General features: G+C 45.2%; 13 protein-coding genes. 1 reads left to right on the top strand and 12 read right to left on the bottom strand.

What is annotated here, in order from left to right; all coding sequences use genetic code 11:
* The first annotated feature begins 183 nt into the window (after positions 1-183).
* Positions 184-951, top strand: coding sequence for a hypothetical protein (locus tag Q0E19_RS10400; RefSeq protein WP_294409432.1), 768 nt, complete (start codon positions 184-186; stop codon positions 949-951).
* Between the two features lie 71 nt (positions 952-1,022).
* Here Q0E19_RS10400 and recQ read toward each other — a convergent pair whose 3' ends face one another.
* The 12 genes from recQ to Q0E19_RS10340 form a co-directional block, all read right to left on the bottom strand.
* A complete protein-coding gene (gene recQ / locus Q0E19_RS10395; protein WP_294409431.1) occupies positions 1,023-3,293 on the bottom strand; it encodes a DNA helicase RecQ in 2,271 nt (756 codons plus the stop codon).
* Between the two features lie 266 nt (positions 3,294-3,559).
* The gene (locus Q0E19_RS10390; protein WP_294409430.1) at positions 3,560-5,302 is read right to left on the bottom strand and encodes an ammonium transporter; all 1,743 of its coding nucleotides are present in this window, start codon (positions 5,300-5,302) and stop codon (positions 3,560-3,562) included.
* A 188-nt stretch (positions 5,303-5,490) separates the two neighbouring features.
* Positions 5,491-7,572, bottom strand: a complete 2,082-nt coding sequence (locus tag Q0E19_RS10385; protein ID WP_294409429.1) for a glutamine synthetase III — start codon at positions 7,570-7,572, stop codon at positions 5,491-5,493.
* Positions 7,573-7,862: 290 nt separating this feature from the next.
* Positions 7,863-8,534: a DUF308 domain-containing protein gene (locus Q0E19_RS10380; RefSeq protein ID WP_294409428.1), complete on the bottom strand. Its 672-nt coding sequence runs from the start codon at positions 8,532-8,534 to the stop codon at positions 7,863-7,865.
* Positions 8,491-9,141, bottom strand: a complete 651-nt coding sequence (locus tag Q0E19_RS10375; protein WP_294409427.1) for a V-type ATP synthase subunit D — start codon at positions 9,139-9,141, stop codon at positions 8,491-8,493. Before Q0E19_RS10375 ends, Q0E19_RS10380 begins: the two co-directional genes overlap by 44 nt.
* 6 nt (positions 9,142-9,147) lie before the next feature.
* On the bottom strand, positions 9,148-9,333 hold the full coding sequence (locus tag Q0E19_RS10370) for a hypothetical protein (protein ID WP_294409426.1): 186 nt from the start codon (positions 9,331-9,333) through the stop codon (positions 9,148-9,150).
* A complete protein-coding gene (locus tag Q0E19_RS10365) occupies positions 9,323-10,735 on the bottom strand; it encodes a V-type ATP synthase subunit B (RefSeq protein WP_294409425.1) in 1,413 nt (470 codons plus the stop codon). Before Q0E19_RS10365 ends, Q0E19_RS10370 begins: the two co-directional genes overlap by 11 nt.
* Complete coding sequence (locus Q0E19_RS10360) at positions 10,736-12,490, bottom strand: V-type ATP synthase subunit A (protein WP_294409424.1); 1,755 nt, start codon at positions 12,488-12,490, stop codon at positions 10,736-10,738. It abuts the gene before it with no gap.
* A gap of 17 nt (positions 12,491-12,507) precedes the next feature.
* Positions 12,508-13,095: a V-type ATP synthase subunit E family protein gene (locus tag Q0E19_RS10355; protein WP_294409423.1), complete on the bottom strand. Its 588-nt coding sequence runs from the start codon at positions 13,093-13,095 to the stop codon at positions 12,508-12,510.
* A gap of 26 nt (positions 13,096-13,121) precedes the next feature.
* The gene (locus Q0E19_RS10350) at positions 13,122-13,430 is read right to left on the bottom strand and encodes a V-type ATP synthase subunit F (protein WP_294409422.1); all 309 of its coding nucleotides are present in this window, start codon (positions 13,428-13,430) and stop codon (positions 13,122-13,124) included.
* Positions 13,431-13,434: 4 nt separating this feature from the next.
* Entirely contained in the window at positions 13,435-13,872 is a 438-nt protein-coding gene (locus tag Q0E19_RS10345) for an ATP synthase subunit C (RefSeq protein ID WP_294409420.1), read from the bottom strand.
* Positions 13,873-13,887: 15 nt separating this feature from the next.
* Positions 13,888-15,843: a V-type ATPase 116kDa subunit family protein gene (locus Q0E19_RS10340; protein WP_294409419.1), complete on the bottom strand. Its 1,956-nt coding sequence runs from the start codon at positions 15,841-15,843 to the stop codon at positions 13,888-13,890.
* Positions 15,844-15,879: the final 36 nt, after the last annotated feature.

Raw genomic sequence — 15,879 nt, 5'->3', positions numbered from 1 at the left:
GCTTTCACCTTTTGAAGCGTCACTTTTACTAAATCTCCCTTCTGAACTTTGGTGACATTTTATATTGCAATTTTCACTTAAACATCAAGGCACAAAATAATCTTGACAACAGGCGGCAAAAGTCGTATAATTGTTTCAACAGACTAAAATTTTTTCGGATATTCAGGAGGGCAAAGGTGCTATATGGCTAAGATCTGTAAGTCCTGCGGTATTTATTACAGCGGAGATTATTGTGACAAATGCGGCTACGGCAAAAAGGTCGAGGGTTCAAAGGCTGCACAGAAATATAAAAAGGCAACAAAGCCTGCACGTTTCCAGACTGAGGAAGAAAAGGCTGAGTATGCTCAGTGGGATAAGGAAAAGAAAGCGGCAAAAGCGAAAGGCAAGAAAAAGGGAGTTGCAAACAGCGCAAATCTGAAATTTCTTCTGATAGTTGCGGTAGTTTTTGTGGGCGTTGTTATCTTTGTGCTTTACCGCAGCGGCATAATTTTTTCACACACACGCAAAGATGTCGTTACTTCATATTTCAATTCCATACAGAATAATGACTATGACAGCTTTCTGAAATGTTTCCCTAAGGAAATAAAAGACGACTACGAAAACGACCGCCGTACGGCAAACCTTTCCAGTGTAGAATACTTAAATACGCTCTATGCTGATTTCAAGGAATCATACGGCAGTAACTACACTATTGATGTTGACTTCGGACGTGAAACTGCTCTTGATAAGGACGATTACGATATGTCGGAATATGAAGCCGCTTACGGCAGCGCACCGACTATATCAGATCCATACGAAATGGTCGTGAACGTTACTTTCAAAGGCTCGGCAGGTTCTGAGGAAGCTAAGCTTTATGTGAACGTTGCAAAGGTTTCCGGCAGCTGGAAGATCTTCAACATCACACAGGATAACGGAATAGTTACGGAAGACATGGGGATCGCAGCAGAATAAAAACAAAATATCATATAAAAAATCGGTGCAGAACACAAACTTCTGCACCGATCGTTTTTTTCTATTGTATTTTATTTGTCATTATCAAGTGCAAGCTGAACTATCTCTCCGATATTTTCAAAAATAAAATCCTGCGCCGCTTTTGGATAAAGCACTGTTGTATACGCATTTCCGAGAGATGATACCTTCTCAGCCTCATAAATGCCTGCCTCAGCAGAAAGTATAGTGGTCTTTGTATGCTTTCTGCCCTTTATAACCACCTCGCTGAGATAATTTTCATTTATCAGCCAGCTTTTCACCGCTTTGCCCATCACCCTGCTGTTGCCTGTTATGCCTATCTGCGTAAGCATTCTGTCGCTCAGCTGAGTAAGCGAAAGTTCCTCGTCCACAGCGGAAAGCTTTTCGATGTTTGCGCTCACAATTTTCAGCAGACCTTCCTCGCCGCCGTCAGCACCCTCTGCATACTCAGTGGGAATAAGGCTCTTATTTTCAGCGTCAGGGTTTTCTTTAAGATACTTTGCTATCTCCGCTGTAAAAAATCTTCCGTAGCGTTCAAGCTTTGCCTTGCCCACTCCAGATACATTCAAAAGCTGACTTTCATTTTTCGGCAGTTTTATGCACATATCTCTGAGAGTAGAATCGGTGAAAATAATATATGCAGGCATAGATATCTTTGCCGCAATATCCGCTCTGACCTTTCTGAGCCGCTCGAAAAGTTCCTTATCAAAACTGTAAACCATATTCTTTGCAGAAGGAGCAGAGGTTTTCGCCTGTCCTTTCGGAAAGCGCATTGTGATGCTCTTTTTCTCCATAAGTATCTCGGCGTAACGTCTTGTGAGCATAAGCGTCTGATAGTCGCCCTCGCATATGTAATTTTCCGCTGTGAGGAATTTTATTATCTGCCTTATCCTCACTTCTGTGCTGTCGGACATTATGCCATAGGTGGAAAGCGTGTTAAGCTCGTTGTCACGGATCTTTGCGCAGTCAGAGCCTTTGAGTATCTGTGCCACAACTCCTGCACCGAAACGTTTTCCCCTGCGGTGAAGTCTGTATATGCAGGAAAGTATCTTCTGCGCCTCAACGGTTATATCCACCTCTTCAAACTCGCCTATGCAGCCCGAACAGTTTGAACACTGCCCCGAAGAGTTTTCGCCGAAATAGTTCAGAATAAAGCTGCGCAGGCACTTGTCCGTATTACAGTAATCCGTCATTGCTTTTAATCTTTGAAGGTCCTTTTTGTGGAGAGCCTCAACAGTTTCATCATCAAGGTCGGGATTTTCGTTTGAGTTTTCTATAAGGAAACGATTTGTTCTTACGTCCTGCGGACTGTAAAGCAGTATGCATTTCGCCTCGTTTCCGTCACGTCCTGCTCTGCCAGCCTCCTGATAATAGCTTTCTATATTTTTCGGCATATTGTAATGTATGACATAGGAAACGTTCGATTTATCTATTCCCATACCGAAAGCATTTGTCGCCGCTATGACATTAACTCTGTCGAAAATAAAATCGTCCTGATTTCTGCGGCGTTCTTCGTCAGAAAGTCCTGCGTGATAGCGTGAACAGTTGTAACCGTCCTGTCTGAGCTTTTCGCAGACTTTATCAACGTTTTTTCTTGTGAAGCAGTATATTATACCGAACTTATCCTTGTTTTCCTCCACTATCGCCTTAGTCTGAGCATACTTATCCTTTGCATGGACGACACCGAAATAGAGATTTTTTCTGTCAAAGCCTGTGGTCAGACAGAATGGATCACGCAATGTCAGCATCTTTATGATATCATCTCTTACCTGTGCAGTTGCGGTGGCAGTGAATGCGCTCAGTATGGGTCTGTACGGCAGCATGGAGATAAATTCAGGTATTTTCATATATGACGGGCGGAAATCCTGTCCCCACTGAGAAACACAGTGCGCCTCGTCAACAGTCAGCATAGATATCCTCACCCTTTTCGCCAGTGAAAGAAATGACTGAGTGCAAAGCCGTTCCGGGGCAACATATATCACCTTATACATTCCCTGTGCGGCATTGGATACAGCCGTTTCATACTGCTGCTGGGACAGCGATGAGTTTAAATAAGCCGCCCTTACGCCCGATTGTATAAGCGAGTTCACCTGATCTTTCATAAGAGATATAAGGGGCGAAACCACTACCGTTATACCCTCCAGCATAAGCGCAGGTATCTGATAGCACATTGACTTTCCTGCTCCCGTCGGCATAATGCCGAGAGTATCTCTGCCCGAAAGTATGGAATCTATTATATTCTCCTGACCGTTTCTAAAAGATGTATGTCCGAAAAAGTCACGGAGAACGCTGTATTTATTGCTGAAATCTGTCTGATCTTTCATTTGCCGCAAGGACTTCCCTTCAGATAAAAATATGCAGGCAAGACGTATACAAAGCCGTCCGACGGCAGTAGTGCGGTGCTGCATTGACTTTCTATATGATTATACCACATTTCGGCTTTCTTTTCAAGCGGCGGAAAAAGGCACGAAAAAGCCGCAGCGGAAAATTTCCTCTGCGGCTCTCTCGCTATAATTTATAAGTGGGATGGGGCAATCTTGATAAATAAGTTAAGTATTTAATTGCTTTTCATCTTATAAACTTGTAAACTTTATTCGTCCTGAAGAGCGTCATAGCCCTCTTCACCGGTACGAACCTTTATAACGTTCTCGATATCGTATACGAAGATCTTACCGTCACCGATATGACCTGTATAAAGAACGCTCTTTGCTGTGTCGATAACTGCCCTTGTAGGAACTTTGCATACAACGACCTCCACCTTTACCTTTGGCAGCAGGTTAGCTTCGACCTCTGCTCCACGGTAATATTCAGTCTTACCCTTCTGCATACCGCAGCCGAGTACGTTTGTTACTGTAAGACCTGTTACATCGATCTGTTCAAGTGCATCGATAAGATCATTGAGCTTCTGCTGCTTGCAGATGATAACGACCTTTGTGATCTTTGCAGAACCGTCTGCATTTGGAGCATCTGTTGTGTAAGATTCTACCTTGATAGCCTTTTCAACAGGTACGACAGGCTCGACCTTTGTTACGCTCTTAGCGTCGTCCTTTGTGTATGAAAGTGATGCCTGAGCCATTGCAGGTGCGAAGTCTGCATAAGAGGATACAAGACCATGCTCTGTAACGTCAAGACCGATGATCTCTTCCTGTTCGGAAGCTCTGAGTCCGATAGTCTTCTTGATAGCGAAGAAGATGATAGTCATCATGATAGCTGCCCAAGCGCCTACTGAAAGGACACCAACGAGCTGCTTGCCGAGGAGTGAAAATCCGCCGCCGTAGAACACACCCTTGAGTGTACATTCAGGAGCTGTATCTGTTGCGAAAAGACCAACTGCGATAGTACCCCAGATACCGTTCATCATGTGAACTGCAACTGCACCGACTGGGTCATCGATCTTAAGTACATAATCGAGGAACCAAACACCGAAGCAAACGAGAAGTCCTGAAACGATACCTACTATTGTTGCACCTAAGCCGTCCATTACGTCGCAGCCTGCTGTGATACCAACAAGACCTGCAAGTGAAGCGTTAAGGCACATTGAAACATCAGGCTTACCATACTTAAGCCAAGTGAATACCATACATACTACTGTTGCAACAGCAGGAGCGATAGTTGTTGTTACGAAGATAGAACCGAGCTGACCTGTTGTTGTTGCTGCTGCACCGTTAAATCCGTACCAGCCGAACCAAAGGATAAAGCAGCCAAGTGCGCCAAGTGTAAGTGAGTGACCGGGAATAGCCTTAGGCTTGCCGTTCTTATCGAACTTACCGATACGAGGTCCGAGGATAGCCGCACCTACGAGAGCTGCGATACCGCCGACCATGTGGATAGCGCATGAACCTGCGAAATCGTGGAAGCCCCATTCTGAAAGCCAGCCGCCGCCCCAGATCCAGTGTGCCTCGATCGGGTATACAAACAGGGAAATAAGTCCTGAATATACGCAGTATGAAATGAACTTTGTTCTTTCTGCCATAGCTCCCGAAACGATAGTTGCGGCAGTTGCGCAGAATACCATGTTGAATACGAATGCTGACCAGTTAAACGAATCGTAATCCGTAAAGAGCTGGAGTGAAGGTTTACCCAAGAATCCGCCGACGTCCTCGCCCATAAGCAGCGAGTAACCCAGCAGCATGAATACTACTGTACCTATACAGAAGTCCATCAGGTTCTTCATAATGATGTTACCTGCGTTCTTTGCACGGGTAAATCCTGTTTCTACCATTGCGAAGCCTGCCTGCATAAAGAATACCAGTGCAGCTCCTATTAAAAACCAAACGGCGAATGTGGTATCGCCTACTGTCTGTTCTATGACAGTTCTGATCTCATCAGTCATATTATTCTCCTCCTTAAATTAACAAAAGAGGTGTACGACAACAGCAGACACTGCGCCTGCCTTGTCATACACCTCTTTGTGCATAGAATATATTGTTATGTTTTTGCGAAATCGTAATACTGAAAATATGCTGAATACATTAGAAGATCGATACTATATTGAATGGTGATTGTATACTTCTTAACTTATTACTTTACATAGAAGAGAAGTGCGCCGTATGTTGGATATGGCCAGTACTTCTCGCCTACGAGTGTTTCGATCTCGTCAGCTGCTGCACGGAGTTCACCCATTGCAACGAATACTGTATCGTGATAGAAGTTTGCAAGCTCCTGAACATCTTCGATCTCATGAGCCTTGAGTGTTACGTCCTCAAGTTCTGCAAGCTTTGTATATGTCTGGGAAGCAAGAGCTGAAAGCTTCTTTACCAGATCGCTCTCGAATGAAGTTTCTGCACCGCAGTCCTTAGCAAGAGCAGCTGTCTTTGCAAGATCCTTGATGTATGATGCAACTGCCGGAAGGATATCCTTCTTAGCCATATCGATCATTGTAAGAGCCTCGATGTTAAGTGTCTTGCAGTATTCATCGAGAAGGATCTCAACTCTTGACTTAAGCTCTGTTTCTGTATAAACGCCGTACTTTGTGAACAGTTCAACGTTCTTAGGAGCAACGAATGTAGGAACAGCCTCAGGAGTTGACTTCAGGTTGAGAAGTCCTCTCTTTTCAGCCTCAACAGGCCACTCAGCTGAATAGCCGTTGCCGTTGAAGATGATATCCTGATTGTCCTTGATAGTCTTCTTGATAAGATCGTCCAGTGTATCCTGGAAGTTGTCTGCCTTTTCAAGAACATCTGCGAAATCATCGAGTACCTTAGCTACGATAGTGTTAAGAACTGTATTAGGGCCAGCAACAGAAAGCTTTGAACCAGGCATTCTGAACTCGAACTTGTTTCCTGTGAATGCGAAAGGTGAAGTTCTGTTTCTGTCTGTTGTATCCTTAGGGAAGTGTGGAAGCACGTCTACACCGATCTCCATTTCAACTGTCTTGCCCTCGTACTTAACGCCGTTTACGATAGCGTCGAGAACGCCTGTAAGCTCATCGCCGAGGAAGATAGAAATGATAGCCGGAGGTGCTTCGTTAGCGCCAAGTCTGTGGTCGTTTCCTGCGGAAGCAACTGACGCTCTGAGGATATCCTGATAATCATTTACAGCCTTGATAACTGCTGTGAGAAACAGGAGGAACTGAGCGTTCTCAGCAGGTGTCTTACCAGGTTCAAGAAGGTTTACACCTGTGTTTGTTGAGATAGACCAGTTATTGTGCTTACCTGAACCATTGATTCCGGCGAACGGCTTTTCGTGGAGCAGGCACTTGAAACCATGCTTTCTTGCTGTTCTCTTCATAACTTCCATTGTAAGCTGGTTATGGTCGGTAGCGATATTTGTTGTGCCGTAGATAGGAGCCAGCTCGTGCTGTGCAGGAGCAACTTCGTTGTGCTTTGTCTTAGCGTAAATACCAAGTTTCCAGAGCTGCTGGTCAAGATCCTTCATGTAAGCGGCAACTCTTGTCTTGATAGTACCGAAGTAATGATCTTCAAGTTCCTGACCCTTTGGAGCAGGTGCGCCGTAAAGGGTTCTTCCTGTGAAGATGAGATCCTTTCTCTTTGCATACATCTCTCTGTCAACGAGGAAGTATTCCTGCTCAGGTCCGACATTTGCAACAACTCTTGTTGCGTCTGAACCGAAGAGTTTGAGGATCCTCAGTGCTGATTTATTGACAGCCTCCATTGAACGGAGAAGAGGAGTTTTCTTATCCAGAGCCTCGCCGTTATATGAGCAGAAAGCTGTTGGAATACAAAGCGTACTTTCCTTGATGAATGCATATGAAGTAGGGTCCCAAGCTGTATAACCTCTAGCTTCAAATGTTGCTCTCAGTCCGCCTGATGGGAATGAAGATGCGTCAGGCTCACCCTTGATAAGTTCCTTGCCTGAGAACTCCATAATAACGTGACCGTCTTCTGTTGGTGAGATAAAGCTGTCGAGCTTTTCTGCTGTAAGACCTGTCATAGGCTGGAACCAGTGAGTGTAATGTGTGCAGCCCTTTTCAACAGCCCAATCCTTCATTGCGTTAGCAACGATGTTTGCAACGTCGATATCCAGCGGATCGCCGTTGTCGATAGTCTTCTTAAGAGCCTTGTATGTAGCCTTAGGAAGTCTTTCCTTCATCACCGACTCGTTAAATACGTCTGAGCCGAAATATTCAGGTACGTTTGCCATAATTTATTCCTCCTATAAATTATAATTATTATCAACATAAAAAATAGCGCTGTGAACCCCTTTTATCAGGTTCACAGCGCCTTTGCTGTTTACAAGTATGAGTATACACCCTTTGAGCCGATTTGTCAAGCATTTTTCGCCATATTTTTATTTTTTGGCATTAATGACTATCTTAGCGCACATTAACGCACGATTTTAGGAATATTTCAACAAATTGCACAAACTGCCGACAATTAAATCAATATACCGCACAATTAGCGGCGAAAGATATCATAAATATCTCAGATATCTCAAATATCTATGATATCAGGTCTGTCGTCCTTTTTATTGTTGTTATGCTTCTTGTACTCGTCAAGCTTTCTTATGCCTCTGCCTGCGCTGAAACAGCTCACTATATTGGTCAGTCCGGATATAAGGAGAGCTACGCCGAGTATTATCATTGCTGCGTCTGTAAGCAGTATAGGATCAAGCACAAGAACTGCGCCGACAACGATAGTGATTATTGCAGGAATACCGCTGTTCTTCCAGCTGTCAAATCCTGCACGGCGGATATTGAGAGCGTCCTGAAGGCTGCATATACCGCTGATGAGCATATAAAGACCGAATATTATTGCGATTATCTTTGGCACAAAGGTAGGGCGGATAATAATAAATATACCTGCTATGCAAAGTATTATGCCAAGCACAAGTCCCGTTGCATACAGAGGGTTTTCCTTTGACTTGACAAAATATCTTATAAGCGCCACCACGCCGTATGCAGTGAGAAGTCCTCCCACAACATAGCCGATAGCGTTCGTAAAGAACATCGGGTTAATTATAAGCGCTATTCCCAGCACAACGCAGAAAATAGACAGTATCCAATAATTTCTGAAGATCTTCTTGATATATTCCATATACGCATTTTCCTTTCCTGTGTCTTTAGCTGTTTTTGAGCTTTTTGCTTTCTTTGCGCTGTTTTTCAAGCTTGACCGCCTTTATGACTTTCATTCTTGAAAATTCCTCACGCTCTTTTTCCTCCAGCGAGTCAGAAATGAATTTGACCGTTTTCTGATGCCGTGGGATTATGATATTCTGCAAAGCGTTCGCCCTGCGCTGCGTTTTCTTTATGGCAACCGACAATCTGTATATGCCGTTTTCCACCTCCGCCAGCGTGACAGTGGTGCGCTTTACCTTTTCAAAAGCAAGATAAGCTTTATCCAGCTGCGAATTTGTTCTCGCAAAACCATAGTTTACTTCCATAGGACGTTCATTAAGTGAAACTTCTGGCAGCTCCACTCCCATAACGCTTTTCGAGGATATCTCCACACCGTTCTCCACAGGCATACACTCTGCAAAAGGTGTTATGACTCCCATAGATATGTTCGCAAGCTGGAGTGCGCCGTAAGCGTCCTTATAGGTTTCCTCAATGGTGCTTCTCAGCTCCTCCGCCTTTTCCACAAGTCCCATAATCTCTCTTATAAGGATATTTCTTTTGCGGTCAAGCAGCTCATATCCCAATGCGGCAAGCTGGAGAGCCTTTTTTGATAATATAAGGTTTCCTTTGGTAGGGAAAACCTGCTGTTCAGCCAAAACATATCACCTCCTGAGAAAAATAAACAATGCCATTGCAGCAAAGCCAGCTATCGTTACTGCAATACCTATGCGGCGGACCGCAGGATACCGCCCCTCGCTGCGGCAGAATTCTTTCGGACGCACAGCCGCCACTATACCGAAAAGCTGTATCACTGCTATCAGACAAACGATAAGTGTATCAGTTATCATTTTCTGCCCCGAACATCGTCTTTGCCTTTTCTGCGCTGTAATACTTTTCGAGGTGCTCCTCATCAACTCTGTCAAGTTCCGACTTCGGCAGCGTTGACAGCAGCGACCAACCCAGATCAAGAGTCTCATCAATAGTTCTGTTTACGTCAAAGCCCTGATTTATAAAATGCTTTTCAAAAAGCACACCGAACTTTATATATGCCTTGTCGATAGGGGTAAGCTCCTCCTCACCGATAACAGATGCAAGGCTTCGTGCGTCCTGCACCTTTGCATAGGCTGCGAAAAGCTGGTTTGCGCACATCTGATGATCCTCTCTCGTGTAGCCCTCGCCTATGCCGTCCTTCATAAGTCTTGAAAGGCTCGGCAGAACTGAAACAGGTGGATATATACCCGTCTGGTCAAGATTTCGGTCTAAAACTATCTGTCCCTCTGTAATATATCCCGTAAGGTCAGGTACAGGGTGGGTTATATCATCGTTAGGCATTGTGAGTATAGGTATCTGCGTAACAGAGCCTTTTGCCCCTTTGACTATGCCCGCTCTTTCATATATAGACGCAAGGTCGGAATAAAGATATCCAGGATAACCCTTTCTGCCCGGTATTTCTCCCTTTGAGGACGAAAACTCTCTGAGCGCCTCCGCATATGAAGTCATATCCGTAAGTATAACAAGGATATGCATATTCTTTTCAAAAGCAAGATACTCCGCACAGGTCAGAGCGCATCTCGGTGTAAGTATTCTTTCTATAATAGGGTCGTTTGAAAGGTTAAGGAACATTACAACTCTCTGCAAAACTCCCGTTTCCTCAAAACAGCGTTTAAAGTAGTCAGCAACGTCATTCTTTACGCCCATTGCTCCAAAAACCACAGCGAAATCCTGTCCGTTCTCATCGGCTATCTTCGCCTGACGCACTATCTGCACAGCAAGCTTGTTATGGGAAAGTCCAGAACCTGAAAAGATAGGCAGCTTTTGTCCTCTGATAAGCGTAGTCAGTGCGTCTATGGAGGAAATTCCCGTATTGATATAGTTTCTCGGATATGTTCTTGAAACAGGGTTAAGCGGACTTCCGTTTATATCCCTGCTTTTTTCTGCGGCTATCTCGCCCAGTCCGTCAACAGGTTTTCCTGCACCGTTGAATATTCTTCCCAGCATCTCTTCTGAGAGCGCAAGCTCCATTGGTCTGCCCTCAAATCTTACGGTGGTGTTGGTGAGGGAAAGTCCCTTGGTGCCTTCAAACACCTGCAAAACAGCCTTGTCCTCATAGACTTCTACCACTCTGGCAAGTCTTTCGCTGCCGTCGTCAAGCTTTATCTGAGCCATTTCGTCGTAAGAAACGTTCCTGCATTTTTCCAGCGCAACGAGAGGTCCGTTTATCTCGCTAAGACCGACATATTTAATATCCAATCATTTCACCTCCGCATTGCTGAACCATTCAGACATCTCATCAAGATATTCCTTGAACATCTCAGGCTTATCGTTAGGGATATCATACTTTATCTTTATAAGCTTTTCTACCCAGCCGCCTGTGATTATAGTCTGTGCGCTCACTCCGTCAGCAAGAGCCTTTTTTGCCTGCTGATAAAAGCTGAGTATGCATTTCATCATATTATACTGCTTGTCAAGAGGAACATAAGTATCGTCCTTATGGTAAGCGTTCTGCTGCAAAAATCCTACTCTTACTATTCTTGCCGTTTCGATAAGCAGCTTCTGATCGTCAGGCAGGACGTCAGTACCCATAAGTTTTACTATCTCCATAAGGGTATTTTCTTCAACGAGGATATTGGATATCTGCTGTCTTACCTCCATAAAATCCTCGGCTACGTTCTTTTTATAGTAGTCTGCAAGCTCCTCAGTGTACTCCGAATAACTTGTGTTCCAGTTTATAGCAGGGTAATGTCTTGCATATGCCAGAGATTTATCCAGTGCCCAGAAACAGCGTACAAATCTCTTTGTGTTCTGTGTAACAGGCTCGGAAAAGTCCGAACCCTGTGGTGATACCGCACCGATTATTGTGACAGAGCCTTCCTTGCCGCTGAGTGTTTCAACATAGCCTGCTCTTTCATAGAACTCGGATATTCTTGACGGCAGATATGCAGGGAAACCTTCTTCGGCAGGCATCTCTTCAAGTCTGCCCGATATTTCTCTCAGAGCCTCCGCCCAGCGTGAGGTAGAATCCGCCATTATAGCAATATGATAACCCATATCACGGTAATATTCCGCAAGGGTTATGCCTGTATATATAGACGCTTCTCTTGCGGCAACAGGCATATTTGACGTGTTTGCGATAAGGACAGTTCTGTCAGTAAGCGGTCTTTGTGACTTCGGGTCGATAAGCTCCGAAAACTCCTCAAGTACCTGCGTCATTTCATTTCCACGCTCGCCGCAGCCGATATAAACGATTATATCAGCGTCGCACCACTTTGCAAGCTGGTGCTGAGTCATAGTCTTTCCCGTACCAAATCCCCCAGGGATAGCGGCAGTACCGCCCTTTGCCACAGGGAGTATGGTATCAACTATACGCTGACCTGTTATGAGCGGCTTTGTTATAGGCATTCTCTCAGCACATGGACGTGGAGTTCTTATAGGCCATTTCTGACAGAGGGTAAGCTCCTCCGTTCTGCCTGACGGATTTTTTATCCTGCACACAACGTCATTTACAGTATATTCTCCGTCCTCAGCTGTCCATACGACCTCGCCGCCTTTTGACATAGGGGAAAGCATACATTTATGCGTAATTATCTTTGTTTCGGGGCAGGTGCAGTATACCTCACCTGCTTTAAGTGTATCGCCGACCTTTACAGACATTGTAACGCTGTACTTTTTCTCTGTGTCAAGGGACGATGCGTCAAGTCCGTCGGCAATGAACGCACCGCTGAGCTGTTCAAGCTTTTTGAGCGGTCTTTCAATGCCGTCGAAAATATTATCCAGTATTCCCGGTCCGAGAACGGCTGACATAGGCGCACCTGTCGGTTCAACAGGCTCGCCGGGCATAAGTCCGCCAGTACCCTCATAGACCTGAATGGTGGTCAGCTCGGAGCTGACTCTTATGACCTCGCCGATAAGACGCTTTTTTCCGACATACACCATTTCCTGCATGGCGAAAGTCTTTGTGTTCTGCACCGTCACGACAGGGCCGTTTATTGAAAATATCTTATCCATTATGAATTTATCCTCTCTTAAAGAGAAAGCCCTGCTTTTGCGGCAAAACTTTCACGCTGCTTTTCAAGCACACAGTCAAAGGTGCAGTCAAGCGCAAGATTCATCTTCTCAAAAACTATCATCACACCGCCGACTTCGATATTTTCCGACGGCTTTATCTCATATCCCTTTGCCGACGGCAGGCTCTTCACAAGCTCTTCATCTCTGTATGAGCATTGCACTATCCCCTTTTCCGCAGGGTAAGCAAGGGTACATTCGTTGATCTTTTTATCAAGCAGCACTTTATAATCCGATGTTTTCATGAATTTTTCAAGTTCGGCTTTCACATTGCCGAATACCCTTCCTATCATTTCCTCACGGCTCAGCAGTATGCTGCGCTTTGAGTTAAGGCTCTCCGAGGATATCATACGGACGGTCTGAGCCTGACTTTCCTTATCGGTCTGCGCTTTCTGTGTTTTTATATAATTTTCAGCTTCAAGTTTCGCCTGTGCGATCTTCTCTTCGCTCTCCTTCTGAGCGGCAGAGATCATCTCGTCTGCCTTTGCGGAAGTTTCGTCGAATATGGCTTTCTTGAACTTTTCAAGCTTTTCGCTTTCGTTGAGCATAGCTTCACCTTTCCTTTCGGAATTTTTTACAGATGTATGCCCACCGCCTCAGCCAGATATTCGGATATGGTATCGGATATCTTCGCCGTTGCGTGTCTGTCGGGTATCTCCACGATCAGGGGCGTTTTTCTTGTGAGCTTGTATTCGTAAACCTTTTCTCTGCATTGGCTCACCGCAAGCTCCGTCATAAGCACTATGCCGACGTCCTCCATCTGCATTGCTCTGTCAAGCGCACAGGATACCTCTTCGGGAGTATGCACAACTGTGCCTTCGATGCCTGTAAGCCTCATTCCCATCTGAGTATCCGTGTTGTCGCTTATCAAATAAAATTTCATTTTATCAGCCGCCTATGTTGGAAATAATAAGTATCGAGATCAGCAGACCGTAAAGTGCGATACCTTCACCGAGTACGACGAAGATAAGAGCTTTTACGAAGTTTTTAGGATCTTCAGATGTTGCTCCGATAGCGGCAGGTGCGCCCGCTGCAACGGCAATACCTGAACCGATACATGACAGACCTACTGCCAGCGCTGCTGCAAGGTAGCCAAGACCTGCGCCCGTTGTGATAACTGTGGCTGCGCCGTCTGCTGCGGCTGCGGAAACGAAGTTGCCCATAGGTACGATAACCGCTGCGAGCATTATGCCTGCAAAGGTGCAGAGGTTTCCGATGAAAGCGCCCTTTGGTGACTTTCCTGTCTTTATCTTCTTAGCCATAAAAGCGAATGGTACAAGCAGCAGAGCTACTGCTGCAAGGGGAAGCAAAAATAATTTCAACATAATAAAATCCTCCAATCAATCTATCTGTGCGGAAAATTTCACCGATACAGGTTCAAAGGCTTTTCCGTCACCCTCATAAAATCTTGAGAATATCTCATAGAATTCCAGTCTTATTATCTGGATAGCCACGATCATACCCTCCATAGCCATAACAAAGAGATTTCCTATCACAAGGACAAGCGGCTGAGCGGCTGCGGCGCAGCCCTCCATAAGCGTCATTACAACAAGCATCATGCCTGCGTGTGAAAGTACGAATCCGCCTACTCTCAGGAATGACATAGTGTTTGAAACATAGCTTAAAACGAACTCGAACATCTCGAAAAAGTTTTCAACTATGAAATTGCCCACCGTCATCTTTTCCTCGTCCTCAGACAATCTCCACTGCTTATACTTCACCGCCGCAGCAAAAGGCACACGGCAGAATATGCACAATGCAGGTATAACGATAAGGAAGATAACGAACGGAGCGGACATTATTTTGACATCGAACATAAGCGTTCCCACCGCCCCGACTACCACCGAGCCGTAAAAGATAAGTCCCGCTATGCCGTTGCAGCCGAAAACGGCTTTTTCATAGTCCTTTTCCTTAAAGCCGATATAAATGTTTATTATCATCGACATGAGTATCAGCGCTATGCCTATGGCGACCGCCGTCAGCAATATGAAATTCGTCTGTCTGAAAACTTTAAGCGGCAGAAAATCTATGCCGGCGCTTTCAAATACGGGATCTAAAAGATCCTCAAAGCCGAAGAACGAGCCGTAGAGCGTACCGAATATCATACTGGACACGCCCACTCTTGAAACCATGCCTCCTGCCTGCTTATTGAACTTATTCCCGACAAACAGACCTGTGATAAACAGCAGAAGTCCCTGTCCGAGGTCGCCGAACATTATTCCGAACAGCAGCGTATATGTCATTGCAACAAATGCCGTGGGGTTAAATCCGCCGTACTTAGGCAGACCGTACATTTCCACCAGCATACCGAAAGGTCTTGCAAATCTGTGGTTTTTAAGTATGGTCGGCGCTGTGCAGGAAGCGTCTGCGTCAGGCGGAAGATATACCACCGACACCGAGTTTAAATTTTCAAACTGCTTTTCAAACTCTTCCGACTTCTTTTCGGGGATAAACCCCTTGATATAGAATTTATCCTTTGCCGCACCCGCCTTTTTGCGCAGCTCAAAAATATCTCTGTGATGTTTCAGCTCCGTAAAGACCTCGCAGATCGTATCGCCATACTTTTGGGCAAGTCCGCTCAGTTCCTTTTCACACCGTTCAAGCTCCGCCCTTTCGTGTGCGATCTGCTCCTCCAGTTTTTTCAGAGCCTCATCTGTATTTCCCTTTACATAGTCAGGGATATGGATACGTTCAAAATACATGGAGCGGAATATATCGTCCACTATGTCCTTATCCGACTTTGCGCAGAAATACATTCCCCAGCAGTAATCCCTTGTGGTTTCAAAAGCCACGAAGAAAAACGTTTCCTTATAGTAATCGAGCTTAGGGAGATTATCCGCAGGCAGTCTGCCTACTCTCGCCGAAGTATGCTTGCAGGAAAAGATCTTTTCAAAGTCGCTGTGCAGACCTTTAAGGTGATTTATCTGCACCACAGCATTTTCATACTCCGACACAGCCTTTGAACACTCCTGCCGCTGTGCAGTCAATTTTGTGACTTCATCATTAAGCTGCGCCGCAAGCTGTTCAAACTCACCGGGAGAATAACCCTTGTACTTCTCGCAGTGCATTTCCTTTAACGGTATCTCAAGAGCCGAAGCCAGCGCCGAAAATGCTTTTAGCGGCATATCGTATGGATTTTTCTCGTTGAGCATCTTCATACTGTTCTGCGCACCTGCCGAACTTTTCACCGCATTTTCTATGTGAAAACAGCCGCTGTCACAGCACCCCGCAAGCGTATCATCAAGCTCGCTCATAAGCCCGACTATATTCACAAGCGCCATTTTTTCCGTTGCCATATGCCACGCTCCTTTCTTCAAATTTTTATTTCAGTA

Origin of the sequence: uncultured Ruminococcus sp., from assembly GCF_934476685.1 — a bacterium.
Taxonomy (GTDB): Bacteria; Bacillota; Clostridia; order Oscillospirales; family Ruminococcaceae; genus Hominimerdicola.
The sequence above is the reverse complement of the archived record's forward strand: the minus strand, read 5'-3'. Positions and strand labels throughout refer to the sequence as shown.

What these genes read in the sequence shown, in the direction of transcription:
- Q0E19_RS10400 (WP_294409432.1), top strand. Translation starts at nt 184, where the DNA reads ATGGCTAAGATCTGTAAGTCCTGCGGTATTTATTACAGCGGAGATTAT.
- recQ (WP_294409431.1), bottom strand. Translation starts at nt 3,293, where the DNA reads ATGAAAGATCAGACAGATTTCAGCAATAAATACAGCGTTCTCCGTGAC.
- Q0E19_RS10390 (WP_294409430.1), bottom strand. Translation starts at nt 5,302, where the DNA reads ATGACTGATGAGATCAGAACTGTCATAGAACAGACAGTAGGCGATACC.
- Q0E19_RS10385 (WP_294409429.1), bottom strand. Translation starts at nt 7,572, where the DNA reads ATGGCAAACGTACCTGAATATTTCGGCTCAGACGTATTTAACGAGTCG.
- Q0E19_RS10370 (WP_294409426.1), bottom strand. Translation starts at nt 9,333, where the DNA reads ATGATAACTGATACACTTATCGTTTGTCTGATAGCAGTGATACAGCTT.
- Q0E19_RS10360 (WP_294409424.1), bottom strand. Translation starts at nt 12,490, where the DNA reads ATGGATAAGATATTTTCAATAAACGGCCCTGTCGTGACGGTGCAGAAC.
- Q0E19_RS10355 (WP_294409423.1), bottom strand. Translation starts at nt 13,095, where the DNA reads ATGCTCAACGAAAGCGAAAAGCTTGAAAAGTTCAAGAAAGCCATATTC.
- Q0E19_RS10350 (WP_294409422.1), bottom strand. Translation starts at nt 13,430, where the DNA reads ATGAAATTTTATTTGATAAGCGACAACACGGATACTCAGATGGGAATG.
- Q0E19_RS10345 (WP_294409420.1), bottom strand. Translation starts at nt 13,872, where the DNA reads ATGTTGAAATTATTTTTGCTTCCCCTTGCAGCAGTAGCTCTGCTGCTT.
- Q0E19_RS10340 (WP_294409419.1), bottom strand. Translation starts at nt 15,843, where the DNA reads ATGGCAACGGAAAAAATGGCGCTTGTGAATATAGTCGGGCTTATGAGC.